General features: G+C 63.9%; 24 protein-coding genes. 11 read left to right on the top strand and 13 right to left on the bottom strand.

The features are described 5' to 3' along the window. Positions 1 to 3: 3 nt before the first annotated feature. From NP945_RS21735 to NP945_RS21725, 3 genes are read right to left on the bottom strand one after another with little or no spacing between them, the layout of a single operon-like run. A complete protein-coding gene (locus tag NP945_RS21735; RefSeq protein WP_256747476.1) occupies positions 4 to 1887 on the bottom strand; it encodes an ABC transporter ATP-binding protein in 1884 nt (627 codons plus the stop codon). Between the two features lie 10 nt (positions 1888 to 1897). Further along, on the bottom strand, positions 1898 to 3784 hold the full coding sequence (locus NP945_RS21730; RefSeq protein ID WP_128307476.1) for an ABC transporter ATP-binding protein: 1887 nt from the start codon (positions 3782 to 3784) through the stop codon (positions 1898 to 1900). Positions 3785 to 3813: 29 nt separating this feature from the next. Next, positions 3814 to 4209: a hypothetical protein gene (locus NP945_RS21725; protein ID WP_128307475.1), complete on the bottom strand. Its 396-nt coding sequence runs from the start codon at positions 4207 to 4209 to the stop codon at positions 3814 to 3816. Positions 4210 to 4652: 443 nt separating this feature from the next. Between NP945_RS21725 and NP945_RS21720 the strand changes: the two genes are divergently transcribed. Together NP945_RS21720 and soxR are read left to right on the top strand one after the other, a co-directional pair. After that, complete coding sequence (locus tag NP945_RS21720) at positions 4653 to 5111, top strand: tRNA (cytidine(34)-2'-O)-methyltransferase (protein WP_127320593.1); 459 nt, start codon at positions 4653 to 4655, stop codon at positions 5109 to 5111. 132 nt (positions 5112 to 5243) lie between these two features. Beyond that, positions 5244 to 5705, top strand: coding sequence for a redox-sensitive transcriptional activator SoxR (gene soxR, locus NP945_RS21715; RefSeq protein ID WP_127269424.1), 462 nt, complete (start codon positions 5244 to 5246; stop codon positions 5703 to 5705). Here the strand turns inward: soxR and NP945_RS21710 are convergent. Then, entirely contained in the window at positions 5702 to 5959 is a 258-nt protein-coding gene (locus NP945_RS21710) for a hypothetical protein (protein ID WP_127269425.1), read from the bottom strand. The genes soxR and NP945_RS21710 overlap by 4 nt on opposite strands. Positions 5960 to 6125: 166 nt before the next feature. Between NP945_RS21710 and hemF the strand changes: the two genes are divergently transcribed. From hemF to NP945_RS21695, 3 genes are all read left to right on the top strand, one after another. Next, complete coding sequence (hemF, locus tag NP945_RS21705) at positions 6126 to 7040, top strand: oxygen-dependent coproporphyrinogen oxidase (protein WP_127269426.1); 915 nt, start codon at positions 6126 to 6128, stop codon at positions 7038 to 7040. Between the two features lie 304 nt (positions 7041 to 7344). After that, on the top strand, positions 7345 to 7605 hold the full coding sequence (locus NP945_RS21700) for a DUF1344 domain-containing protein (protein ID WP_127320587.1): 261 nt from the start codon (positions 7345 to 7347) through the stop codon (positions 7603 to 7605). A gap of 233 nt (positions 7606 to 7838) precedes the next feature. Continuing rightward, positions 7839 to 8024 carry a DUF1059 domain-containing protein gene (locus tag NP945_RS21695; protein WP_127269428.1) on the top strand — a complete coding sequence of 62 codons (186 nt, stop codon included), beginning with the start codon at positions 7839 to 7841 and terminating at the stop codon, positions 8022 to 8024. Between the two features lies 1 nt (position 8025). Here the strand turns inward: NP945_RS21695 and NP945_RS21690 are convergent, their stop codons facing one another. Genes NP945_RS21690 through NP945_RS21680 form a run of 3 tightly spaced genes read right to left on the bottom strand, consistent with a single transcriptional unit; the run spans position 8026 to position 10549 of the window. After that, entirely contained in the window at positions 8026 to 9291 is a 1266-nt protein-coding gene (locus NP945_RS21690; protein ID WP_256747475.1) for a CCA tRNA nucleotidyltransferase, read from the bottom strand. Continuing rightward, the gene (locus NP945_RS21685) at positions 9288 to 9920 is read right to left on the bottom strand and encodes a CoA pyrophosphatase (RefSeq protein ID WP_256747474.1); all 633 of its coding nucleotides are present in this window, start codon (positions 9918 to 9920) and stop codon (positions 9288 to 9290) included. Before NP945_RS21685 ends, NP945_RS21690 begins: the two co-directional genes overlap by 4 nt. After that, on the bottom strand, positions 9920 to 10549 hold the full coding sequence (locus NP945_RS21680) for a DUF1285 domain-containing protein (protein ID WP_127271874.1): 630 nt from the start codon (positions 10547 to 10549) through the stop codon (positions 9920 to 9922). Before NP945_RS21680 ends, NP945_RS21685 begins: the two co-directional genes overlap by 1 nt. A 154-nt stretch (positions 10550 to 10703) precedes the next feature. On the opposite strand from NP945_RS21680, the gene NP945_RS21675 reads away from it, so the two are divergent. The 4 genes from NP945_RS21675 (at position 10704) to NP945_RS21660 (ending at position 17634) form a co-directional block, all read left to right on the top strand. Beyond that, positions 10704 to 11708, top strand: a complete 1005-nt coding sequence (locus NP945_RS21675) for a MoxR family ATPase (RefSeq protein ID WP_013529968.1) — start codon at positions 10704 to 10706, stop codon at positions 11706 to 11708. Further along, complete coding sequence (locus NP945_RS21670) at positions 11708 to 12673, top strand: DUF58 domain-containing protein (protein ID WP_256747473.1); 966 nt, start codon at positions 11708 to 11710, stop codon at positions 12671 to 12673. The genes NP945_RS21675 and NP945_RS21670 overlap by 1 nt, the downstream gene beginning before the upstream one ends. Continuing rightward, on the top strand, positions 12670 to 15492 hold the full coding sequence (locus NP945_RS21665; RefSeq protein WP_256747472.1) for a DUF4159 domain-containing protein: 2823 nt from the start codon (positions 12670 to 12672) through the stop codon (positions 15490 to 15492). The genes NP945_RS21670 and NP945_RS21665 overlap by 4 nt, the downstream gene beginning before the upstream one ends. A gap of 63 nt (positions 15493 to 15555) precedes the next feature. Further along, positions 15556 to 17634: a hypothetical protein gene (locus tag NP945_RS21660; RefSeq protein ID WP_128289916.1), complete on the top strand. Its 2079-nt coding sequence runs from the start codon at positions 15556 to 15558 to the stop codon at positions 17632 to 17634. A gap of 2 nt (positions 17635 to 17636) precedes the next feature. Here NP945_RS21660 and clpS read toward each other — a convergent pair whose 3' ends face one another. The 4 genes from clpS to NP945_RS21640 all read right to left on the bottom strand — a co-directional run bounded on the left by clpS (position 17637) and on the right by NP945_RS21640 (position 19296). After that, positions 17637 to 17942 (bottom strand): ATP-dependent Clp protease adapter ClpS, encoded by a 306-nt coding sequence (gene clpS / locus NP945_RS21655; protein WP_023809857.1) that lies wholly within the window; start codon positions 17940 to 17942, stop codon positions 17637 to 17639. Between the two features lie 239 nt (positions 17943 to 18181). After that, positions 18182 to 18547 (bottom strand): hypothetical protein, encoded by a 366-nt coding sequence (locus NP945_RS21650; protein ID WP_256747471.1) that lies wholly within the window; start codon positions 18545 to 18547, stop codon positions 18182 to 18184. A 173-nt stretch (positions 18548 to 18720) separates the two neighbouring features. After that, positions 18721 to 18954, bottom strand: a complete 234-nt coding sequence (locus NP945_RS21645; RefSeq protein ID WP_013529962.1) for a hypothetical protein — start codon at positions 18952 to 18954, stop codon at positions 18721 to 18723. A gap of 39 nt (positions 18955 to 18993) precedes the next feature. Beyond that, positions 18994 to 19296: a hypothetical protein gene (locus NP945_RS21640; protein ID WP_127266560.1), complete on the bottom strand. Its 303-nt coding sequence runs from the start codon at positions 19294 to 19296 to the stop codon at positions 18994 to 18996. Between the two features lie 252 nt (positions 19297 to 19548). Here NP945_RS21640 and NP945_RS21635 point away from each other — a divergent pair, with 252 nt between their 5' ends. Next, the gene (locus tag NP945_RS21635; protein WP_127397492.1) at positions 19549 to 20265 is read left to right on the top strand and encodes a response regulator; all 717 of its coding nucleotides are present in this window, start codon (positions 19549 to 19551) and stop codon (positions 20263 to 20265) included. After that, complete coding sequence (locus NP945_RS21630; RefSeq protein ID WP_256747470.1) at positions 20262 to 21668, top strand: ATP-binding protein; 1407 nt, start codon at positions 20262 to 20264, stop codon at positions 21666 to 21668. The genes NP945_RS21635 and NP945_RS21630 overlap by 4 nt, the downstream gene beginning before the upstream one ends. Before the next feature lie 50 nt (positions 21669 to 21718). On the opposite strand, the gene choV is transcribed toward NP945_RS21630, so the two are convergent. Together choV and choW are read right to left on the bottom strand one after the other, a co-directional pair. Beyond that, positions 21719 to 22900, bottom strand: a complete 1182-nt coding sequence (gene choV / locus NP945_RS21625; RefSeq protein ID WP_024504539.1) for a choline ABC transporter ATP-binding protein — start codon at positions 22898 to 22900, stop codon at positions 21719 to 21721. Beyond that, positions 22897 to 23751: a choline ABC transporter permease subunit gene (gene choW / locus NP945_RS21620; protein WP_127266555.1), complete on the bottom strand. Its 855-nt coding sequence runs from the start codon at positions 23749 to 23751 to the stop codon at positions 22897 to 22899. Before choW ends, choV begins: the two co-directional genes overlap by 4 nt. Positions 23752 to 23858: the final 107 nt, after the last annotated feature.

The raw sequence follows: 23858 nt of genomic DNA, 5'->3' as shown, positions 1-23858 counted from the left end.
GAGCTACTCCGCCGGGCGTGTCTCTTCGAGCACGCTGTCCTCGTGATAGAGAAAACCGCCGGACTGCCGCTTCCACAGCCGCGCATAGAGCCCCTCGAGTGCTACCAACTCGTCATGCGTGCCCTGTTCGACGATGCGGCCGCCGTCGAGCACCACCAGTCGGTCGAGTGCCGCGATCGTCGACAGCCGGTGGGCGATGGCGATGACCGTCTTGTTTTCCATCAGCCGCGTCAGATTCTCCTGGATCGCCGCCTCGATGTCGGAATCGAGTGCGGAGGTCGCTTCGTCGAGGATCAGGATTGGCGCATCCTTGAGAAACACGCGGGCGATCGCCACGCGCTGGCGCTGTCCGCCCGACAGTTTGACGCCGCGCTCGCCGACAAAGGCTTCGTAGCCGGCGCGTTCCCTGTTGTCGCGCAAGGTCAGGATGAACTCGTGCGCCTCGGCCTTTTTCGCCGCAGCGATCACCTCCGCATCGGTCGCATCTGGCATGCCGAGCTTGATGTTGTCGCGCAGTGAACGGTGGAACAGCGCCGTGTCCTGGCTGACGACGCCGATATTGCTGCGCAGCGAATTTTGCGTGACATCGGAGACGTCCTGGCCATCGATCATGATGGAGCCGCCCTCCAGATCGTAGAGCCGCAGGATCAGGTTCGCGAGCGTCGTCTTGCCGGCGCCCGACGGTCCAACCAGCCCGACCTTCTCGCCCGGCTTGACGACAAGGTCGATGCCGTTCAGCACGCCGAACCCTTTGCCGTAGTGGAACTCGACGTTGTTCACCTCGATACGCCCGCCTGCCACCACGAGTTCCTTGGCGTCGGGCGCGTCGGTGAGGCCGAGCGGCTGCGAAATCAGCGCCTTGGAGTTCTCCAGCACGCCGAGGTTTCGCAAGATGCTGTTGAGCTGCATCATCAGCCGGCCGAGCAGCATGTTGAGCCGCAGCACCAGCGACAGGGTGAAGGCGACCGCGCCGACGGTGATCGAGCCCTCGACCCAGAGATAGACGGCAAAGCAGCCGATTGCCGTGATCATGATGCCCGACAGCGTCGTCAGCGCCATGCGCACGCCGGTCAGCCGGCGGGTGAACGGGCGCAATGCGTCGAGGTAGATGTCGAAACCGTTCCTGATGTAGCGGTCGTCGCCGTCGGCCGAGAACAGTTTCAGCGTCTGCACGTTGGAATAGGAATCGACGATGCGGCCGGTGATCATCGAGCCGGCCTCGGCGGTTTCCTCGGCATGCTTGCGGATTGCCGGCAAGTAGAGCTTGGCCAGCCAAGCGAAAGCGGAAATCCAGATCACCACCAGCACCGCCAGCCTGAGATCGAGGCCTGCGACCAGCGCCAGCGTCGTCACCGTGTAGACGATCATGAACCAGACGACTTCGATGAAGCTTTCCATCAGGTCGCCGGTGGCTTGCCCCGCCTGCCAGACCTTTGTCGCGATGCGGCCGGCGAAATCGTTCTGGAAAAAGGCGTAGGACTGGCGCGAGACATGCCGGTGTGCCTGCCAGCGCACCAGATTGTAGAAGCCCGGCGTGATGGTCTGTTCATCGACCAGCGCCGACAGACCGACGACGACGGTGCGGATGACCAGCACCACCACGGCCATGAAAACCAGTTCAGGACCGGCGGCGGCCCACAGTGCGTGCCAGCTGCGCTCGGCGGGAAGCTGGTCGAGAATATCGACGAGCCGCCCGACGAAGTAGAACAGGCCGGCCTCGACCAGCGGCGCGATGCCGCCGATGACCAGCATGGCGAAGAAGGCGAACTTCGCCTGGCCGACATAGTGCCAGAGGAAACCGCCGACGCTGGTCGGTGGCCGAAGATTCGCTGGCTCCCTGAACGGATAGACCCAGTTCTCGAACCAGCGATAGACGGCAGTCATCATGCGGCGGCCATCATTCTGCGGCTTGCCCCTTTGCAAGTGCATCGTTGGCGGGGTCGGCGGGACCGCCCTCAAGCAGGAACCCGCCCGACTGGCGCTGCCAGAGCTGGGCGTAAAGCCCGCCTCGGGCGACGAGTTCCTCGTGCGAACCTTCCTCGATGACACGGCCTTTGTCCATCACCACCAGCCTGTCCATCGCCGCGATGGTTGAGAGCCGGTGCGCGATGGCGATGACGGTCTTGCCTTGCATGAGCTTGTAGAGGTTCTCCTGAATCGCCGCCTCGGCTTCGGAATCAAGCGCCGAGGTCGCTTCGTCAAGGATAAGTATTGGCGCATCCTTCAACATAACGCGAGCAATGGCGATGCGTTGACGCTGGCCGCCGGACAATTTGACCCCGCGGTCGCCGACATGGGCATCGAAGCCCTTCCGGCCACCGGCATCCGAAAGCCCTGATATGAAGTCCAGCGCCTCGGCGCGCCCCGCTGCCTCGACAAGCAGCTCTTCCGAGGCATCGGGCCGGCCATAGAGGATGTTCTCGCGCACCGAACGATGCAGCAGCGAGGTGTCCTGCGTGACCATGCCGATCTGCGCACGCAGCGAATCCTGCTTCACACCGGCGATCTCCTGGCCATCGATCAGAATCCGGCCGGCTTCGAGATCATAGAAGCGCAGCAACAGGTTGACCAGCGTCGACTTGCCGGCGCCGGAACGGCCGACGATGCCGACCTTTTCGCCCGGCTTCACCGCCAGCGACAAGCCTTCGATCACACCCTTCTGCTTGCCGTAGTGGAAGCGGATGTCCTCGAAGCGGATCTCACCCCTGGAAACGCTGATCTCCTTCGCGTCCGGCCTGTCCTCGACAAGGCGCGGCAGCGAGATCGAGGCGATACCGTCCTGCACCGTGCCGATGTTCTCGAACAGGCCCGACATTTCCCACATGATCCATTGCGACATGCCCCACATCCTGAGCACAAGGCCGATGACCACGGCGACCGCGCCGATCGTCACTGCTTGCCCCAGCCACAGCCACAACGCCATCGCGGTGACGGAGAACAAGAGCAATGCATTCAGGATGTAAAGCGAGCCAAAAAGCACTGTCACCAGCCGCATCGACCGGTAGACCGTTTCGAGAAAGCCGGACATGCCGTCTTTGGCGAATGACGCTTCGCGGCGTGCATGGCTGAACAGCTTGACCGTCTGGATGTTGGAGTAGCTGTCGACGACCCGGCCCGTCATGATCGAGCGCGCATTGGCCTGTTCCTCGCCGACCTTGCCCAACCGCGGGATGAAGTAGCGCAGCAAAAGGATATAGCCGACCAGCCAGACGCCTAGCGGCGCGGCCAGCCGCCAGTCGGCCGAGCCGACGATGAGCAGCATGCCGAGGAAATAGACGATAACGTAGTTCAGGACGTCGATCACCTTGATGACGCATTCGCGCACCGCGAGGGCCGTCTGCATCAGCTTTGTCGCGATGCGGCCGGCGAACTCGTCCTGGTAGAAACTCATCGACTGCTTGAGCAGATAGCGGTGCACCTGCCAGCGGATGCGCATGGGATAATTGCCCATCAGCGTCTGCTGGTTGAGAAACGAATGCAGCCATACCGTGCCCGGCAGCGCGAACAGCACGATGAAGGCCATGCCGGCGAGCTTCCAGGCTTCGGTCTGCAGGAAGGTTTCGCGATTCTGCCCCGACAGCCAGTCGACGATGCGGCCGAGAAAGCCGAACATCCATACTTCTGCGATCGCGATGGCCGTCACCAGCACCGCGTCGAAAAGGATATAGGGCCATGCGCCGCGCGTATAATGCAGGCAGAAGGCAACCAGCGTCTTGGGCGGCTCGACCGGTTCCGCTGCGGGGAACGGATCGAGCCTTTTTTCAAACCAGCTAAACAACAACATAGGTTATGCCTGTGAAATGTGTTTGCCGCTTACGCAGCACGTGAGCGTACGAAATCCCCGGAACCCATGGCGTCAAGGGCCGACGGTCTGGAATCACCCGGACCGTCGGCCCTGCTTCGCGCAATATAGGGGCTCGCGGGCTTTTCGCCGACAGCTGTGCCAGACGATCCTGACGACACGGTGCCGCCAGCCCGATTTTTCGCGCCCGGCCGGATCAGCCGGATGATCCGACGCACCAGCGAAGGCCGGCTCAGATCGGGAACCGCGCGCGAAAAATCGACATCCGGCAGCATGCCGCGATGCGGCCGGCGGCGAACCTCGGCGTGAACCGCCGACGAATAGGTGTCGCCGATCAGCAGCGCCCAGGTCGGCAGTCGGTGGATATGCAGGCTCCTCGAGCCAGGTATTCTGTAGGGATCGAACATCGGTCCGTCCTCCGTGTGAAAATCGAGATAAAAAGGCGAAGCAATATCGTCCGCCGGCATTCGGCCGGAGGCATGCTTTGCGTCGGTCCGGACACGACAAGCATCGGTCCGGACAGCTTCAGATGGGGCGTTCAGCCCTTTTGACTTTTTGAAAAACATCGCAGGATTCCTTCGAGAGCCGAAAAATCGTTTCGGCGGGAATCGGTGCGATCAAGTCTTAGAGAGTCAGGAGAATCGTCGTACCGAAACCGCCGGTAGGCAGGTAAGCCCACGAGAGGGGCGCTGGATGTGCATGATCATCATGAATTACCCCTCCATCGGTTCGGGTTGACAATCCTGGCTGTATACCCGACCTCGCAGAAAATGGCCACCCGCAGGTCCAGCAATTTCCAAAACCGCCAAGCCGCTGTGGCCGATCCGCCACTTATTAGAAGGACGCGGAAATGAACTGTCGTCTCCGCATCGCGCTCTACCAGCCTGACATTGCCGGCAACACCGGGACAATCCTGCGCTTCGCCGCGTGCCTCGGACTTGGCGTCGACATCATCGAACCGGCCGGATTTCCGCTCTCCGACAAAGCGCTCAAGCGAGCCGGCATGGACTACCTCGAAATGGCTGCCCTGACCCGGCATGTCGACTGGCATGCCTTCGAGGAATGGCGCAAGGCTGGTTCGCGCCGGCTGGTGCTGCTGTCGACCAAAGCCACGACGGCCTACACCAGCTTCATCTTCGCCGAAGGCGACATACTCCTGTTTGGCCGGGAATCCGCAGGCGTGCCGGATCCTGTCCATCAGGCGGCTGATACGCGGCTGACCATCCCGATGCAGGGTACGGCGCGCAGCATCAACGTCGCGCTCTCCGTCGCCATGGTGGCGGGCGAAGCCGTCCGGCAACTCGGATAATGGCAGTCCGTCTCCCGTCATCTTGACCCAGGCGCACATCGCCTTCTCCTTCGTTTGCACATCCAGGGTTTCTTCGCTACAAGCTCAACTTAACTTGAGGTCAAGCGGAAAAATCGGGGCGGAAAATCAGACATGGCGCCTATAACGGAATTGACGGTCGGCCAGGTGGCCATGCGCAGCGGGGTGGCGGTGTCGGCGCTGCATTTCTACGAGGCCCGCGGCCTGATCCGCAGCCATCGCACGTCGGGCAACCAGCGCCGCTACGGCCGCGATGTGCTGCGGCGCGTGGCGATCATCAAGGTTGCACAGGAGGTCGGCATCTCGCTGGCCGAAATCGGTGCCGCACTTGAATCACTGCCCGAAGGCCGCACGCCGACGCGCGACGACTGGAACCTTTTGTCGACCGCCTGGCGCGACGGGCTCGACCACAAGATCGCCCAGTTGAAGAAACTGCGCGACGGGCTGACCGACTGCATCGGCTGCGGCTGCATGTCCATCGACAAATGCCCGCTGCGCAACAAGGGCGACCGGCTGGCGCGCGAGGGGACAGGGGCAAGAAGGCTGGTTGCTCCGCCTCTCTCAAGGACATCCTAGTCAGCCGCTGGCAACCGCCTGATGGTGAACTCAATCAGGTCGCCCGGCCGCTCGAACCAGCTTTCGATCTCGGTCCAGTAGGCCTGCTTGGGAAAGCGCTCGAACCATTCCTTGGCCTTGAGCCGCGCATCGGAGCGCGGCAGCACGAAGGTCTCTCGCAGGAAACCGTCGCGCGGCATACGCACGCGCTCGGCACGGCTTTGGTCGAGCCTTCTCTTCAGGCCATCCAGCGGCGGTCTTGCCGGGGTGCGCACGAAACAGCTCCTTGCACCTGGCGCATGACCCGAAATCGGAATCGAGTTTCGGAAAGGATCATGCGCAAAACCAAAGTGACTTGACCCTTGCCCTTAAGAGATTAGGGATCGCGCCGGCAAAAGACGAGTCATTTGTGGGACTCGCCGCCCCAACCGGAGACGGCACTTGGAACGACCAGAAATACCGACAGGCCTGCCCGCCGACATCGAACAGAAGAAGATGAAGGCACGGCTGTGGTTCGAGGCGCTGCGCGAACGCATCTGCGCCACTTTCGAGCAGATCGAGCAGGACCTTGGCGGGCCGCTGGCCTCGTGGTCACCGGGCCGTTTCGAAAAGACGCCGTGGGAACGCGACGAGGGCCGTGGCGGCGGCGGTACCATGTCGATGATGCACGGCCGCGTCTTCGAAAAGGTCGGCGTCCACACTTCGACCGTCCATGGCGAGTTCTCGCCCGAATTCAGGAAGCAGATGCCCGGCGCCGAGGAAGACCCGCGCTTCTGGGCATCCGGCATTTCGCTGATCGCGCACCCGTGGAATCCCAACGTTCCGGCCGTGCACATGAACACGCGCATGGTGGTAACATCGCGCCAATGGTTCGGCGGCGGCGCCGATCTGACACCGGTGCTCGATCGCCGCCGCACCCAGGACGACCCTGATACTCTCGCCTTCCATCGCGCCATGCAATTCGCTTGCGAGAAGAATGCCGCGGTCGCCGATTACCCGAAATTCAAGGCCTGGTGCGACGAGTACTTCTATCTGTCGCACCGCAACGAGCCGCGCGGCACCGGCGGCATCTTCTTCGACTGGCTGCATTCGGGCGAGGACAAAGGCGGCTGGAATGCCGATTTCAACTTTGTCCAGGATGTCGGCCGCTCCTTTCTCGTCGTCTACGGTCACCTCGTGCGCGCCAACTTCAACGAGAACTGGACCGATGGCGACCGTGACGAACAGCTCATCCGCCGCGGCCGCTATGTCGAATTCAATCTGCTTCACGATCGCGGCACCATCTTCGGCCTGAAGACCGGCGGCAATGTCGCGTCCATTCTCTCCAGCCTGCCGCCCGAGGTCCGCTGGCCGTAACAAAATGGTGAGCCCTGCGTGAGCCGCATTGATGTCCCATTCGCTTAAAATGGGCATGGAATGTGGCACGCGGTGCGGCGAAAAATTTCTTTTTCGTCTAATAGGCCGTTGAAAAGACTGGCCTATTTGTGGGGCCGGGTCGGGAAGCGCCGGCGGTTCGCCTGCGCGCAATTCCAGGAAAGTGCGAAACGGCTTTCCGACCGGAATTGCGTCAAAGCGAGCCGCGACCCGACGCGACCGGACGGCCCAGACGACGCGGGGCACCTCATAGAGAGGGATGCCCTACTTCCAGGAGTACTTCGCAATGCGCAAGATCATTGTTTCGGCGGCCGCCGCTGCCCTTCTCGCTTCCGGTTCGGTGGCATTCGCCGCCGTCAAGCACACCACCGGAACGATCAAGACCTTTGACGCAACGGCCATGAGTCTGGTCCTCGACGATGGATCGTCTTTTACGCTCTCCAAGACCTTCAAGGATCCTGGCCTGCAGGTCGGTGAAAAAGTCCGTGTCTCATGGGATATGAAGGGCAAGAACAAGGTCGCCGAGGCCGTCAAGGCCGCAAAATGATGGCTTGCCCGCCAGAGCAGGATGAGACGATGTCCGGTCCTGTTTCGGGATAGTGTTAAGAGGGCGGAGCAGCGCTGCTCCGCCTTTTTGCCGTTGACCGCAACCAATGCCGCCCCATCTGTGTTATGCTTCTCACCCGCTCGCGGTCCGCGGATTGAACCCTGGAACTGGACTATGAGCCAAAAAAGTACCGAAGCCTCGACCAGGCTTCACGGAGGAAAAGGAGAAATCTGATGAAGGAATTTCACTGCGGGTCACTCGTGCCCGGCTGTGATTGGCACACGCGTGCCGACGAGGAGGCCGAGGTCATGCGCCGTGCCGTCGAGCACATGCGCGAGACGCATGGCGAGACGGTGATCCGCGAGACGATGATCGAGGCGATCCGCTCGCGCATCGAAAAGAGCCGCGACGCGGCCTGATCTATCCGGCGTTCAAAGCTTCGGCGGCGCGCTTGAGGAGCGCGTCGCGATCAGGGGTAAACCCGGCTTCGACCCATTCCGCCTCGAGATTCCTGAGGATTTCGCCGAGTTTCGGTCCTGGAGTTGCGCCGAGCGCCGTGAGATCGGCACCTTTCAGTGGAAACAACGGCTTTTCCCATTTGGTGGCGAAGGCAAGCAGGCGCGAAAAGCCACCGGCTTCGAGGAGTGCGTCATTGTCCTCGACGGCGCGCACCCTGGCTGCCGCGAGCGACAGCCGCAGCCGGTCGACAAACCCCTGCCGGTCGCCGCGATAGAGCCTTTTCGCCAGTTCGCCCTCGGTCGTCTTCGGTTCGACGGCGGTGGCAAGCGCCCAGTGGCGCAGGCGATCCGCTTCGGCGGTTGAGAATTTGAGCCGCTCGGCGAGCGTCTTCATGCGAGCGGCATCGGGCGGCACGATCGCTTCCAGTCTGAGCAGCGGGTCGGGTGCCCAGCCCAGATCCTTCCCGGCCTTGGCCAACCCATGGATGGCATCGATGCCCCATTTCTCGCTTTCCGGCAGCGCTGCGGTCAAGACGCCTGCCTGCCGCATCCAGAGCAGCGCCCGTGACGGATCGGGCGCCGACAAGAGCTTCTTCAGTTCCGACCAGATGCGCTCGGCCGAAAGCTGGGCCAGCCCTTCCTTAAGCCGGGCGCAGGCTTTCAGCCCTTCGGCGTCCGGCCGTCCATCGCCGTACCAGGCGAAGAAGCGGAAGAAGCGCAGGATGCGCAGATAATCCTCGCGGATACGCGCTTCCGGGTCGCCGATGAAGCGCAGCCGGCGTGCCTCGATGTCGGCAATGCCGCCGACCAGGTCGACAACCCTGCCGTCGGCCTCGGCATAGAGCGCATTGATGGTGAAGTCGCGCCGCTCGGCGTCAAGCTTCCAGTCGCGCCCGAACGACACTTTCGCGCGTCGCCCGTCGGTCTCGATATCGGCGCGCAAGGTGGTGATTTCATAAGGTTTTCCGCCGGCAACCACGGTGATTGTCCCATGCTCGATGCCGGTTGGCACCGCCTTGAACCCTTCCGCTTCGGCGCGGCGGAGGGTTTCCTCCGGCAAGCAGGTGGTGGCGATGTCGATGTCGGCGACGGGCTGGCCAATCAGCGTGTTGCGCACCGCGCCGCCGGCGACTCGCGCCTCTTCACCGCCTTCGGCCAGTGCGAACAGCAGGCGCTGCAGATGCTTGTCGCCGAGCCAGTCGGCCCTGTCCGCGATCGAGACACTCACGCATAGAGCCTTTCATAGAGGGTACGGATGATGCCGGCGGTGACGCCCCAGATGCGCCGGTCGCCGTAAGGCATGTCGTAGAAGAACCATTCGAGATCGTTCCACATACGGCTGTCGCGCTTGTGGTTGGCCGGATCCATCAGGAAGCGCAGCGGCACTTCGAAAGCGGCGTCGACCTCGTCGGCGTTGAGCGTCAGTTGGAAACCGGGCAGCACGATGCCCAGCACCGGCGCGATGCGGTAGCCGCTGCCGGCCACATAGTCGGGCATGCGGCCAATGATCTCGATGCGGTCTCGGCCAAGCCCGATCTCCTCGAAAGTCTCGCGCAGCGCCGCCGCCTCAGGGCTCGGATCGGTCGGATCGATGGTACCGCCGGGAAATGCCACCTGCCCCGAATGGCTGCGCAGCTTTTCAGCCCGCTTGGTCAGGAGAACCGTCGCATCGCCCTCATGATCGACCACCGGGATCAGCACCGCGGCATTGCGCAGCGCCTTGCCCTGGTTGAGGCGCGGATGGCCGGGGTTGAAGCGATGATCGCCATAATCGTCGCCGGCATGCGCATCGGGCTGCACGGCAAAACGCGCGCGAAAATCCGCGGATGAAAACGGCGCCGGCGTCACCTGGTCCATCACGCACTCAGCCGCTTCAACTGGTCCGCCGGCATGATCGGGAACACGGCGCCCTTGGAGCGCACCGCGAACATCGTCTCGCCGCCGATCTCGACCTCCTCGCCATGCCCGACCAGCTCATACATAACCGGCCGCGCCACCAGCGCCTCCAGACGGCCCCGCACCAGCACATAGGGCTTCAATCCGCCGGTCTCGTTCTCGTCGACAAAGCGCAGCGGCCGTTCCGGCCCGGCCTCGACGACATCGCCGACATTGGTGCGGAAGGTGATGGTCTGCGCTTCGCCGCTACCCGAAACGTCCATTTCGACGGCGATGAACGGCGCATCGGCAACGCGGATGCCGACCTTTTCCACCGGTGTCACCAGATAGGTCCTGCCATCGGCGTCCTTGCGCAGCACCGAGGAGAAAAGCTGCACCAGCGGCATGCGCCCGATCGGCGTGCCCAGATAGAACCAGGTGCCGTCGGACTTGATCTCCATGTCCAGATCGCCGCAGAAGTCGGGATTCCAGCGTTCGACGGGTGCCGCGCCCTTGCCGGCACGGGCGGCGCGCGAGATGAGCGCCTCGAGGCCACGCGCCTCGGTGGCATCCGTCAGGCTTTCTTCACGATGTCCCAAGGGTCCCGTCATGGTCACGAAATAGTCACTGTTGTTGCGCTTGTCAGCCTAAGTCTGTGATTTAAGTTTCGACATAGGCGCCACGCGAGGCCGAATCGCGGCAACTTATGGTATGGTGCAGCCGTTGTTCCAGCCATGGTATTCCAACCACAAGGATCGATGCGGCATGAGCGTGATGGTCAAGGAAAGCCCGATCAGCGAAAAGGACATGATCGCAGAAGCCGAAAAGGCGCTTGCCGACATCTCCCGTATCCGCGACGGGGTCGGCCGGGTCATCTTCGGACAGGAAAGCGTCGTCGAGCGCACGCTGGTGGCGCTGCTGGCCGGTGGCCATGCGCTTTTGGTCGGCGTGCCGGGCCTCGCCAAGACCAAGCTGGTCGAAACACTTGGCATCGTGCTCGGCCTCGATTCGCGTCGCATCCAGTTCACGCCGGACCTGATGCCGTCCGATATCCTCGGCTCCGAAGTGATGGAGCAGGACGAAACCGGCAAACGCTCCTTCCGCTTCATCTCCGGGCCGATCTTCGCCCAGTTGCTGATGGCCGACGAGATCAACCGCGCGTCGCCGCGCACCCAGTCGGCGCTGCTGCAGGCCATGCAGGAATACCACGTCACCATTGCCGGCGCCCGCCATGACCTGCCGGCGCCCTTCCACGTGCTGGCAACCCAAAACCCGCTGGAGCAGGAAGGCACCTATCCGTTGCCCGAGGCCCAGCTTGACCGCTTCCTGATGCAGGTGGATATCCTCTATCCCGAAATCGAGGCAGAGCGCCGCATCCTTCTGGAAACCACCGGCATCGAGGACGCGAAAGCCCAGAACGTCCTGCAGCCGGTGCGGCTGAAGGAGATCCAGACGCTGATCCGCCGCATGCCGGTGCCTGAAAGCGTCGTCGAGGCGATCCTGACGCTGGTGCGCTCGGCGCGTCCCGGCCAAGGCAATGCCGAGACAGACAAGAACGTCGCCTGGGGTCCCGGCCCGCGCGCCAGCCAGGCGCTGATGCTGTGCACAAGGGCGCGCGCGCTTTACGACGGACGGCTGGCGCCCTCGGTCGACGACGTCCGTGCGCTGGCCGAGCCGGTGCTGCAGCATCGCATGGCGCTGACCTTCGCCGCCCGCGCCGAAGGCACCAGCGTGCGTGACGTGGTGGCGAAACTCGTGAAAGGGATTTGATGCCGCGCATCGGCGAGGTCCAGGCTCCGGCAGCGACGCGCGACGCGCTCGCCCGTGGCCGGTTGCGAGCCTCGCTTGTGCCAGACCTGCTGGTCGAGGCGCGCCGCATCGTCAACACCGTGATCGCCGGCTGGCATGGCCGCCGCAAGCGCGGAATCGGCGAGAATTTCTGGCAGTTCCGACCCTATGTCGAGGGTGATTCCTCGCGCATCGACTGGCGCCGCTCGGCCCGCGACGACCACACCTATGTGCGCGACCGCGAATGGGAAGCCGCCCATACGGTCTGGCTGTGGGCCGACCCCTCGCCGTCGATGCTCTACAAATCGACCGGCGCCAGCGTTTCCAAGCAATCGCGCGCGCTGGTGCTGGCGCTGGCCATGGCCGAACTGTTGTCGCGCAGCGGCGAGCGCATCGCCTGGCCGGGCCTCACCGACCCGTTCACCGCCCGCAACGGCGCCGAACGCATCGCCGCCCAGTTGATGCATGCCGGCGATTTGCCGGCAAAACCCGACCTGTCCGACATCAGGCGCTTCTGCGACATCGTCATCGTCAGCGACTTCCTCGATCCGGTCGAAGAGACGATGGCCTGGCTCGACGTGCTGGCCCGCCACGGCGTGCGTGCCCACCTGATCGAGGTCGCCGACCCGGCCGAGGAGACCTTCCCCTATGCCGGCCGCACCGAATTCACCGATCCCGAGACCGGCGACAAGCTGACCGCCGGCCGCGCCGAAATGCTCGGCGATGAGTATCGCCTGCTCTACGCCGCCCGGCGCCACGAACTGGCGGCCTGGTGCAAACGTCTTGGCTGGAGCTTTACCGTCAACCACACCGATCGGCTCGCCTCCGACGCGCTGGTGCGGCTGCACATGGCGATGACTGCTGACGGCCCCTCGGCCAGGCCGACCGCCGGCAGTCGTGCCGGCACGATCGCCGGTGGCGATCGGCCAGGAAAGGCTGTCGCATGAGTTGGCTGCCGCTTTCCTTTGGCGCCCCCATGGTGCTGTGGGGCCTGCTGGCACTGCCGGTGATCTGGTGGCTGCTCAGGCTGACGCCGCCCAAGCCGCAGACCGAAATCTTCCCGCCGCTGAAGATCCTGGCGCGCGTGCTGAAGCGCGAGGAGACGCCGCAGCAGAGCCCGTGGTGGCTGACGCTGCTCAGGCTCTTGATGGCGGCCCTCATCGTCGCGGCATTGGCCGACCCGGTCTTCAACCCGCGCGAAAAGCTGCCGGCCGAGGGAGCCGCCCTTGCCCTGGTCATCGACAATGACTGGGCAAGTGCCGCCGACTGGGGCAAACGCGTCGCCACCGCCGAGCGGCTGATCAACGATGCCGGCGCCAACGGCGTGCCGGTCGTCATCGCCTTCACCGCCGAAAAGGCCAATGCCGAGGTCGGCCCGTTCGATGCCGCCACCGCGCTTGACCGGCTGCGCGCCGCCAAGCCACGGCCGATCCCGACCGACCGGCCCGCCATCTATGCCCGCGTGGCCGGCGTGCTGGAGACCTTGCCCGGGGCCAGCGTCGCCGTGCTTGCCGACGGCCTGGCGGCAAAGGGCGATGAAGCCGCCTTCAACACGCTTTTGTCGAAAGATGCCGCGCGTGTCGTCTGGGCAACCGCAGACAGGCTGTCGCTGACCGGCCTGACCGCCGCCGACAACCAGGTCGACGGCTTTGCACTGACCGCCATCCGCGCGCCGGGCGACCCTGCCCCGGCTCAGGTCACCGCCGGCGCCTTCGATGACAAGGGCCGCCGCATCGCCGATGCGACGCTGACCTTTTCGCCTGGCGAAACCACCGCCACTGGCACCATGGCGGTGCCGTTCGAGCTGCGCAACGACTTCGCTTCCATCGCGCTCGACGGCGAGCGGCAGGCTGGTGCGGTCCGCGTCCTCGACGAAAGCTCCAAGCGGCGGCGCGTCGGTCTATTGTCGCAGGCCGAGGCCGACCAGGCACAGCCGCTTTTGTCGCCGCTCTACTACATCAGGCGGGCGCTGCAGCCCTTCGCCGATCTGGTCGAACCCTCCAGCGCCGATCTTGCCGACGCCATCCCGCAAATCCTCGACCAGAAGCCCGCGATGATCGTTATGGCCGATATCGGCACCATTCCCGGACAGGTCCGGCAGAGACTTGTCGATTGGGTCGACAATGGCGGCACGCTGGTGCGTTTCGCCGGTTCGCGGCTGGCCACCGCGGGCGATGACGACGATTTGCTGCCCGTCCGCCTTCGCACCGGCGAGCGGTCGCTCGGCGGCGCGCTATCATGGACGTCGCCGCAGCCGGTCACCGAATTCCCCAAGGCCGGCCCGTTCGCCGATCTGGCGCCGCCGACCGAGGTCACCGTCAGCAGGCAGGTGCTGGCCGAGCCGACATCCGATATCGTCGAGCGCACCTGGGCGGCCCTTGCCGACGGCACGCCGCTGGTCACCGGACTGAAGAAAGGCAAGGGCACGCTGGTGCTGTTCCACGTCACCCCCGAGGCAACCTGGTCGAACCTGCCGATCTCTGGCAGCTTCGTCGAGATGCTGCGCCGCATCGTGCAGCTGTCGCGCAACCAGGGCGCGGCCATCGCCAATGCCGAAGCGGCCGCGGCGTCGCTGGCGCCCTATCGCATGATTGCAGCCGACGGCTCGCTGGTGCCGCCGACGCCGGATGCACGGCCGCTTGTACCGGGCGCTGTCGCGCTGCCGGTGACTTTTGAAAACCCGCCCGGTCTCTATGGTTCCGAGACGGGTGTATTTGCCCATAATCTGCTGGAAGCCGACAGCAAGTTGGCGCCCCTGGCGCGCCCGCAAATCACTGTTCCGGTCACCTCGATCCAGTATGCCTTTGACGAATCGCGCAATTTGAAAGGCACGCTGGTCGCGGCCGCCCTGGTGCTGATGCTGCTTGATACGCTGGCGGTGTTCTGGATGGGCGGCCTGTTTTCACGCCGGCCGCGCCGCGCCGGTGCCGTGACAACCACCGCCGCCATCCTGATTGCGCTGGGTAGCTCGTTCGGTCATGCCGACCTTGCCCGCGCCGACGACGCCAAGCCGGGTGACGAAATTGCCATCGAGGCGATTTCGAAGACCCGCATCGCCTATGTGCTGACCGGCGTGCCGGGCGACGATTCGATCAGCCGCGCCGGGCTCGAGGGGCTGACGCGATTCCTGGTCGAGAAGACGGCGCTGGAACCGGGCGAGCCGGCCGGCGTCGACATTTCGAGGGACGAGTTGTCGTTCTACCCGCTGATCTACTGGCCGATCGATCCGGCCGCACCGATGCCCAGCCAGGCAGCGATCGCCCGCGTCGACGCCTATATGCAGCAAGGCGGCACGGTGCTGTTCGACACCCGCGACCAATTCGCCAACGGCATCGGCGCCGATTCGACCAGCCCGGCGACGGAGCGGCTGCGCGACATCCTCGGCAACCTCAACGTGCCGCCGCTAGAACCGGTACCGTCCGACCACGTGCTGACCAAATCCTTCTTCATCCTGCCCGAATTCCCCGGCCGCTTCGCCGGCAGCCCGCTCTGGGTCGAGGCCTCGCTCGACGCCAGCAACGCCGAGAACCGGCCGGTGCGTACCGGCGATGGCGTCTCGCCGATCATGATCACCGCCAATGATTTCGCTGGCGCCTGGGCGGTCGACCAGAACGGCGATGCGCTGCTGCCAACCGTGCCGGCAGACCCGATGCAGCGCATCTACGCGCTGCGCGCCGGCGTCAACATCATGATGTACATGCTAACCGGCAACTACAAATCCGACCAGGTGCACGTGCCCATACTGCTCGAACGGCTGGGGCAGTAGAATGAGTTTGTTTGGTGCCCTCCGGTCGCGGATAAACCCTCCCCAAAAAGGGGAGGGTAAGGAATGAACTGGTCGATCTCCTTCGAACCGCTGATCTCCTGGCCACTGCTGGCCTTGGCGCTGGTGCCGCTGGCGCTGCTTGCGCTGGTCGGCCTGTGGTTTCGCCAGCGCGGTTCGGTCTTCCGCTTCATCGCCCTTCTGGCGCTCGCCGCCGCTTTGTTCAACCCGGTGTTCCTCAACGAGGAGCGTGAGCCACTGAAAAGCGTTGTCGCCCTCGTCGTCGACCGCAGCCAGAGCCAGGATATCGGCGACCGCACCAAGCAGACCGACGAGGCGTTGGCCGGGCTGCAGCAGCGGCTTGGCCGCTTCAAGCAGTTCGACGTGCGCGTCGTCGAGGCCGGCAAATCCGAGGCCGCCGAGGAGCGCACCGAGACACGGCTGTTCGGCGCGCTTGAAGGCGCCTTCCGCGACGTGCCGCCGTCACGCATCGGCGGCGCCATCATGATCACCGATGGCGAGGTCCATGACGCGCCCCCCGGTGCGCCCGATTTCAACGCCCCGCTGCATGCGCTGATAACCGGCAACGACCACGAGAAGGATCGCCGCATACGTTTCGAGAACGCGCCGCGCTTCGGCCTTGTCGGCAAGCCGCTCGACATGACCTACCGCGTCATCTCGACCGAAAACGAGACCGGCCCGGTCGATGTGCGCGTTTCGGTCAATGGCGAACAGGTCGCGGTCGAGCACGCCACTGTCGGCCAGGCGATGCCGTTGCAGGTCACCATTCCGGGCGCCGGCCGCAACATCGTCGAACTCGCCATCGATCGCGAACCGGGCGAACTGACCGACACCAACAACCGCGCCATCGCGCTCATCGACGGCATTCGCGAGAACTTGCGCGTGCTGCTCGTCTCCGGCGAGCCGCATGCCGGCGAACGCACCTGGCGCAACCTGCTGAAATCCGACGCCTCGGTCGATCTCGTCCATTTCACCATCCTGCGGCCGCCGGAAAAGCAGGACGGCACGCCGATCAACGAATTATCGCTGATCGCCTTCCCGACCCGCGAACTGTTCGTCGAGAAGATCAAGGATTTCGACCTCATCATTTTCGACCGCTACCAGCACCGCGACGTGCTGCCGATCCTCTATTACGACTACATCTCCGAATATGTCGAAAAGGGCGGCGCGCTGCTGATCGCGGCCGGCCCCGAATATGCCGGCGAAAGCTCGATCGCGCGTACGCCGCTGATGTCCGCCCTGCCGGCGATGCCGACCGGCGAGGTGGTCGACAAGGCCTTCTATCCGCGCCTCACCGAACTCGGCCAGCGCCACCCGGTGACGCGTGGGCTGGATGGCTCTGCCACCGAGCCGCCGCACTGGAGCCGCTGGTTCCGCACCATCGGCGTGCAGAATCCCGAAGGCGCAGTGGTGATGAAGGGCGCCGACAACCGGCCGCTGCTGTTGCTCGACCGTAAGGGCGAAGGCCGCGTCGGCATGCTGCTGTCCGATCAGGGCTGGCTGTGGGCGCGCGGCTTCGAGGGCGGCGGCCCGCATGTCCAGCTCTACCGGCGCATCGCCCACTGGCTGATGAAGGAGCCTGAGCTCGAGGAAGAGCGGCTGACCGCCGACGGCCGCGGCATGGTGCTGGAAATCCGCCGCCAGACGATGGCCGACGATCCCGGCCCCGCGCAGATCATCACCCCATCCGGCAAGACCTTGACCGTCAAGCTCGAGAAATCCGAGCCCGGCGTCTTCCTCGGCAGCGTCGAGACCAGCGAGATCGGCCTCTATCAGGTCGCCAATGGCGACCTCACCGCGCTCGCCCATGTCGGGCCGGTCAACGCCCCGGAATTCGCCGACGTCATTTCCACCGAAAGCCGGCTGAAGGCGCCGGCTGAAGCCACCGGCGGCAGCGTGCGCCGGCTGGCGTCGTCCACAGCCCTTGGCAGCGACGTGACGCTACCCTCCATCGTGCCTGTGCGCTCGGCTGGTGCCGCGTCCGGCAACGACTGGATCGGACTGCGCACCACGGACGACAGCGTGCTCAAGGCCGTCTCGCGCGTGCCGCTGTTCGGCGGCTTCCTCGGCCTCGGCCTGCTGCTTCTGGCAATGGGTTCGATGTGGTACCGCGAAGGACGGTAGAGCTACTCCTCCGGCTCCGTCGTGAACATCAGCGGATAGCCCTTGGCCTTGCCGGCATCGGTGGCGCGCGTCGCCTTGGTCTCGGCGACATCCCTGGTGAACACGGCGACGACGCAGACGCCGCGACGATGCGCGGTGATCATCACCCGATGCGCCTGGTCTTCGCTGAGTTTGAACTCACCCTTCAGCACCGTCACGACGAATTCGCGCGGCGTGAAATCGTCATTGATGAGGATGACCTTGTAGAGCTTTGGCCGTTCGACCTGCGGCTTGACCTGGACGCGCGGTTTTGTGGTGATTTCAGGCATTGGAACCGACAGTTGGAGCAATTCCAGGAAAGTGTAAAACGGTTTTCCGCCCGGAATTGCGTCAAGACAAAGGATCAGAACGGTTCGCCGTTTCCACGAAACGGTGAATTGCTCTGGCGTAGCAACCCTGCCGCCATTCTGGCACCAGCGAAAGCGGTCGTCCATTTTGGTCGACGCGCGAAAACCAGTGTCCGCCGACGCGGCCATTCACAATCATGTGGGAAAGTGTCGGTTGCCGTTCAACGGCCCTGGCGGCCGAACATGCGGCGGCTGGGAATCTGCCGCGCGGTCGTGGCGGGCCGGATATCGGGGTGAAAGCGGTTCCCACCCGCATCCGCCCGGCGTTCCAGCCAGACCGTGATCGGCCACGCGGCGACGCAGATCAACGCCGCGCCTGTCAGCACGATCAGCAGCCAGGTCTGTGCCGGCGTGATGTAGTCCCAGTTGGTGGAAATCGCCGGCGCGAACAGCGAAGGCTCGGTGCGTCCGGTGGCCGGATCGGGCACCGGGCTGGCGGTGAACAGGATCAGCACCCTGGCGACGCCGGTGGCAACCAGGCCGCCGATCACCATCGAGCGCAAAATGGACGAAAGCCGCTTCTTCATGCGGATTGTCCTACACGGCCGGCGTTGCAAACGGGTTAAGTGTCAGTCGAGGCGGAAGCTGTCGGTGCCAGACTTCGTCAGGGCTTCGGTGGCTCGGACAGGAAGAAGGCCGCTCCAGCCGAAACCAGCTGGAGCGTCCTTGGCCAACAGCCGGCATTTTATGCCGGACCTGATTACGTCTTCGGGGCGTCCTTCTTGACGGCCTTCTCGGCAGCCTTCTTGTGCTTCTTGACGGTCTTCTTGACGACCTTCTTCGGAGCAGCCTTGGCCGGAGCGGCAGTCGCCGGAGCTGTGGTCGTCGAAGCAGCCGGAGCAGCGGTCGTGGTGGCGGCGGCGTTGCCGAGAGCCGGCATCGCGAAAGCCAGAGCGACGGCGAGACCGGTGGCGGAGAGGATGGACTTTTTCATGGCTTCGTTTCCTTTTTATGCGGGTCAAGTTTCTGAGTGTTACTGAACCGGGTCGTTCGGCGTCACTCCAAGCAGCTTCAAAGCATTGGCGAGCATCCGGATGCCCTGCGCCTGTTTCTTGGCGGCGCAGTACCGGTTGCCCTTTCTCTGAAGTGCCTTTGCCGCGGTGACCTGCGTTGCCGTGGCGTGGGTTTCGAGGGCTTCATCAAATTGGTGGCTGAGATTGGCGCACCGTTCGCTCCGGGTTGTGAGAGTCACCTTTGCGTCCGATTGTCCGACAGCGGCAGTGACCAGGCAGAAGCCCAGCAACGCACCCAACAAACTGATCGACAACCTTGGCATCGGTTTATCCGTAAACCCGGAGACTAGCGTCGCAGCCGATGACCTGACCGCCACGAGACCAGTTATGCCCTTGAAATTTTTCAGGAGTTTTTCTGAACTGTAGAATTTTGTTTCTGGATTGTGTCTGAGAAAGCCGGTGTGAACCCATCATAGCCACTGGCCAACATATGGCCTGAATTCTATCGTGTGGGTTGTGACAGAAGGGCTTGGCAATCAAAGACAGAAGGGCTTGGCAACAATGACAGGGCTGCTGTGAAATCCGACGCACACATACTGATCGTCGACGACGACAAGGGCATCCGCGACCTGCTGCAGGAATTCTTCCAGAAGCGGGGCCTGCACACCTCGGTTGCCGCCGACGGTGTCGAGATGGAGACCATCCTGCGGCGCGTCCAGGTGGACCTCATCGTCCTTGACGTGATGCTGCCCGGCAAGAGCGGGCTGGAGCTGTGCCGCGACCTGCGCGCCCAGTACTCGACGCCGATCATCATGCTGACCGCCGTCACCGAGACGACAGACCGCGTCGTCGGCCTGGAAATGGGCGCCGACGATTATGTGCCCAAACCCTTCGACCCGCGCGAGCTTTTGGCGCGCATCCGCGCCGTGCTCAGGCGCAATGGCGCCGCCGAGCCCAAGCGCGCTTCTACCAAGCAGATCTACCGCTTCGCCGGCTGGACGATGGACTGTGCTCGGCGCCGGCTGATCGCACCCGACGATGTCAGGGTCGAGCTGACCATGGCCGAATTCAACCTGCTGCAGACCTTCGTCAAGAGCGCGCAGCGCGTGCTGACCCGCGACCAGCTCATCGAGCTCTCAGGCGGCGACAGCGACTATTCCTTCGACCGCAGCATCGACATCCTGGTCAGCCGGTTGCGACGCAAGATGGAGGACGACCCGAAGACGCCCAAGCTGATCCTGACCGTACGCAGCGGCGGCTACCAGTTCCTGCCCGAGACGACCTCCGAATGAGGCGTTTCCTGCCGCAGACCTTGCCTGTCTGGGTGCTGCTGATCGTCATTGCCGGCCTGCTGATCAGCCAGGTCGCGACCCTTTACATCGTATCGCGCGACCGCGCGGCGGCCAACGACGTCGTCGACCTCTACCGGCTCAACGACCGTGCCTTCTCGCTGGTGCAGCTCATGCATGACGCCAGTCCGGACGAGCGCAAGGCGACGGCGAGCGGCCTGTTCAATTCAACCTATGCGCTCACCATTTCGGACACACCGGCGGTCACTTCGTCGATCGCCGGTGACGACGAACTGGCCGAACTCGAAGACATCCTCGTCGGCAGGCTGTCGAAATTCGGCATCACCGATGCACGCGTACGCCGCGATCCGGCGACGCGCGAGGCCGATGACGCGGACGGCACGGCCCCGGGACCCGACATCGGCCAGGTCGAGCGCGACCTTCTGGTATTGGCCGCCGACTTCGCCCAGAGCGACAAGCTGACGGCCTCGCTGCGCTTCGCCGACGGCCAATGGCTGAACTTCACCGAGCCGATCACGCCGGTCGGCCCGATCCTGAGCTTCGACAGCCTGCCGCTCTATTCGCTGATCGCAGGGCTGGTGGTGATCATGTCGATCTGGTCGCTGCGCCGGCTGACGGCGCCCTACCGGATGATGGAAACCGCCGTGAACCGGATCGGCAAGGATCTGAAGAGCCCACCGATCGCCGAGAGCGGCAGCCGCGAGGTCCGTGCCGCCGCCAAGGCGATCAACGCCATGCAGGCGAGGTTGCGCGAATATGTCGAGGACCGCGAACATCTGGCGGCGGCACTGGCGCATGATCTGCGCACGCCGATGACCAGGATGCGCCTGCGCCTGGAGCTGTTGCGCAAATCGGCGGTCCGCGAGGCATTGGCGCACGACCTCGCCGATGTCGAGGGCATCGCCAGCTCGGTGATCGACTTCGCCACCTTCGAAGTGACCGAGGAAAAGAACGAACGCATCGATTTCTGGTCGCTCGTGGAATCGATCGCCGACGGCTATGACGACGTGTCGTTCGACGATGAGACCCGTTCGCGCGGGCTGATCTGCATGGCGCGGCCGGTCGCGCTCAAGCGCTGCGTCACCAATCTGGTGCAGAACGCGGTCACCTACGGCAAGAAGGCGCATCTCAGCCTGCGCCGGTCGGAGGACATGATCCTGCTCACCATCCGCGATGAAGGGCCCGGGATACCGCAGGCACAGATCGACGCCGTGTTCGGCTCCTTCGTGCGCCTCGAACAATCGCGCAACCGCCAGACCGGCGGTCTGGGCCTCGGCCTGACCATTGCCCGCAACATCGCGCGCGCCGCAGGTGGCGAGATCCGCCTGTCCAACAACCCGGGCGGCGGCCTGCTGACCCAACTGCGCCTGCCGCTGGCGGCTTAAAAAAGAGGCGCGATTGGTCGCCGCCTCGTCAATATTGAGTTCCGAAGAACCTACCTTCTCAGCACCGCGCTCAGCACATCGCGGATACCGATGGCGCCGACGAAGCGCGACTGGTCGTCGAACAGCGCCACGGGAGCGGTCTGTGAACGGTGCATGGCCAGCATCACGGTTTTCAGCGAGGTGCCCGGATTGGCCCAGAACACTTGCGCGGCTTCTTCGGATTGGCCTTCGACATCGGCGCACGACACCCAGACCGCCGGTTTGCCATCGCGTTCGGCCGCCGCCACCAGCCCGTGATCATCGATCTTGAAGCGCGTCGTCTTGCGGCGGTCGAGCCACACCCAGCCATCCTTGCCGTGCTCCAGATCGCGACGGTCGCGCATCACGTTCCAGGCGGTCAGCACCGACAGCGGGTTCACATTGGCGATGAAGTCGCGGACATAGTCGTTGGCAGGCCGCAGCACGATGTCCTCCGGCGCGCCGGTTTGCACGATGCGCCCACCCTCCATGATGGTGATGTGGGAACCGATCTTCAGCGCCTCCTCGAGGTCGTGGCTGACGAAGATGATGGTCTTCTTCAATTCGGCCTGCAGCTGCAACAATTCGTCCTGCAGCTTGGTGCGGATCAGCGGGTCGAGCGCCGAGAACGGCTCGTCCATCAGCAGGATCGGCGCCTCGGTGGCGAAGGCCCGCGCCAGGCCGACGCGCTGCTGCATGCCGCCCGACAGCTCATGCGCGTATTTCTTCGACCACTGGTCGAGATTGACCAGCTTGAGCTGGCGTTGCACGCGCTCCTTGCGCTCGGCTTCCGGTACGCCGGCGAGTTCGAGGCCGAGACCGACATTCTCCTCCACCGTGCGCCAGGGCAAAAGGCCGAACTGCTGGAACACCATCGCCACCTGTTTCTGGCGCAGGCGCCGCAGGGTCGCCTCGTCGCAGGTGACGACGTCGACGGTTTTGTCGCCATCCTTGACCAGCACCTGGCCGCGCGACACCACGTTGAGCCGGTTGACCGCCCGCAGCAATGTCGACTTGCCCGAACCGGAGAGACCCATCAGCACGGAGATTTCGCCCTCGTTCACGGTCAGGCTGGCGCCGGCGCAACCCAGTACATTGCCGGTCTTTTCGAGGATCTCGGCGCGGCTGGCTCCGGCGTCGATCATTTTCAGCGATCCGGCCTGGTCGGCGCCGAAGACGATATCGACGTTCCGGAAATCGACGGCGACGGTCATTTCTTGCCTCCAACGGCGATGCGGGTCATCCGGTCGAGCACGATGGCCAAAACGACGATGGCGAGGCCCGCCTCGAGCCCGAGGTCGATCTTGCGCGAACCCAGCGCCCGGTTGATTTCGGTGCCGAGGCCGCCCGCGCCGATCAGTGCGGCAAACACCACCATCGACAGCGACAGCATGATGCACTGCGTCAGACCGGCCATGATGGTGGGCAGCGCCGAGGGCAGCTCCACCTTCCACAGCAACTGGCTCTTGGTGGCGCCGAACGCCTCGCCGGCCTCGACGATCGACTTCGGCACCGAGACAACGCCGAGATGCGTCAGACGAACCGCGGTCGGGATGACGAAGATGATGGTGACGATGAGGCCGGGCGCATTGCCGAGGCCGAACAGCGTCAGCACCGGGATGAGGTATACGAAGGTCGGCAGCGTCTGCATCAAATCGAGCACCGGCAGCATGACGCGATAGACCTTCGGCTTGTGCGCCGCCCAGATACCGAGTGGCACACCGATGGCCATCGAGGCGGCGGCGGCGGCAACCACCAGCACCAGTGTCTCTACCGTCTGCTTCCAGAGGTTCTGGTTGAGGATGAACAGCAACCCGAGAAAGACAGCCACCGCCAAGCCTCTCGATCGCTGCAGATAATAGGCAAGCAGTGCAATCAGCGCGATGAGAAGGACCGGCGGTACCAACAGCAGCGTGTCGACCACTCCATCGAGCAGGAAATTCAAGCCGCCGGAGAGGCCGCGGAAGAAGGTGTTGAAATTGTCGGTAAGGAAGGTGAAGAACGCTTTGCCCCACTCGCCTATGGGGATTTTATAACTGACAAAGAATTTTGAAATCGGATCCATCTTGCCCCTCTTTGGCAGTCGCCGTCCTTGCCGGACGGTCATCTTGTCACAGGATATGAAAAAGGGCAGCCCTTTCTACAGTGACTGCCCTTCTTGATCGGTCACGC

This window comes from Mesorhizobium sp. LMG17149, from assembly GCF_024518695.1.
Classification (GTDB): Bacteria; Pseudomonadota; Alphaproteobacteria; order Rhizobiales; family Rhizobiaceae; genus Mesorhizobium.
Note: the sequence above shows the minus strand (reverse complement) of the source record. Positions and strands in the feature narration are given on the sequence as shown.

Bases quoted from the DNA above. Each gene is read 5' to 3' on its own strand.
- NP945_RS21735 (WP_256747476.1), bottom strand. From the start codon at position 1,887: ATGATGACTGCCGTCTATCGCTGGTTCGAGAACTGGGTCTATCCGTTC.
- NP945_RS21730 (WP_128307476.1), bottom strand. From the start codon at position 3,784: ATGTTGTTGTTTAGCTGGTTTGAAAAAAGGCTCGATCCGTTCCCCGCA.
- NP945_RS21725 (WP_128307475.1), bottom strand. From the start codon at position 4,209: ATGTTCGATCCCTACAGAATACCTGGCTCGAGGAGCCTGCATATCCAC.
- NP945_RS21720 (WP_127320593.1), top strand. From the start codon at position 4,653: ATGAACTGTCGTCTCCGCATCGCGCTCTACCAGCCTGACATTGCCGGC.
- soxR (WP_127269424.1), top strand. From the start codon at position 5,244: ATGGCGCCTATAACGGAATTGACGGTCGGCCAGGTGGCCATGCGCAGC.
- NP945_RS21700 (WP_127320587.1), top strand. From the start codon at position 7,345: ATGCGCAAGATCATTGTTTCGGCGGCCGCCGCTGCCCTTCTCGCTTCC.
- NP945_RS21695 (WP_127269428.1), top strand. From the start codon at position 7,839: ATGAAGGAATTTCACTGCGGGTCACTCGTGCCCGGCTGTGATTGGCAC.
- NP945_RS21685 (WP_256747474.1), bottom strand. From the start codon at position 9,920: ATGGACCAGGTGACGCCGGCGCCGTTTTCATCCGCGGATTTTCGCGCG.
- NP945_RS21680 (WP_127271874.1), bottom strand. From the start codon at position 10,549: ATGACGGGACCCTTGGGACATCGTGAAGAAAGCCTGACGGATGCCACC.
- NP945_RS21675 (WP_013529968.1), top strand. From the start codon at position 10,704: ATGAGCGTGATGGTCAAGGAAAGCCCGATCAGCGAAAAGGACATGATC.
- NP945_RS21670 (WP_256747473.1), top strand. From the start codon at position 11,708: ATGCCGCGCATCGGCGAGGTCCAGGCTCCGGCAGCGACGCGCGACGCG.
- NP945_RS21665 (WP_256747472.1), top strand. From the start codon at position 12,670: ATGAGTTGGCTGCCGCTTTCCTTTGGCGCCCCCATGGTGCTGTGGGGC.
- NP945_RS21660 (WP_128289916.1), top strand. From the start codon at position 15,556: ATGAACTGGTCGATCTCCTTCGAACCGCTGATCTCCTGGCCACTGCTG.
- clpS (WP_023809857.1), bottom strand. From the start codon at position 17,942: ATGCCTGAAATCACCACAAAACCGCGCGTCCAGGTCAAGCCGCAGGTC.
- NP945_RS21650 (WP_256747471.1), bottom strand. From the start codon at position 18,547: ATGAAGAAGCGGCTTTCGTCCATTTTGCGCTCGATGGTGATCGGCGGC.
- NP945_RS21645 (WP_013529962.1), bottom strand. From the start codon at position 18,954: ATGAAAAAGTCCATCCTCTCCGCCACCGGTCTCGCCGTCGCTCTGGCT.
- NP945_RS21640 (WP_127266560.1), bottom strand. From the start codon at position 19,296: ATGCCAAGGTTGTCGATCAGTTTGTTGGGTGCGTTGCTGGGCTTCTGC.
- NP945_RS21630 (WP_256747470.1), top strand. From the start codon at position 20,262: ATGAGGCGTTTCCTGCCGCAGACCTTGCCTGTCTGGGTGCTGCTGATC.
- choV (WP_024504539.1), bottom strand. From the start codon at position 22,900: ATGACCGTCGCCGTCGATTTCCGGAACGTCGATATCGTCTTCGGCGCC.
- choW (WP_127266555.1), bottom strand. From the start codon at position 23,751: ATGGATCCGATTTCAAAATTCTTTGTCAGTTATAAAATCCCCATAGGC.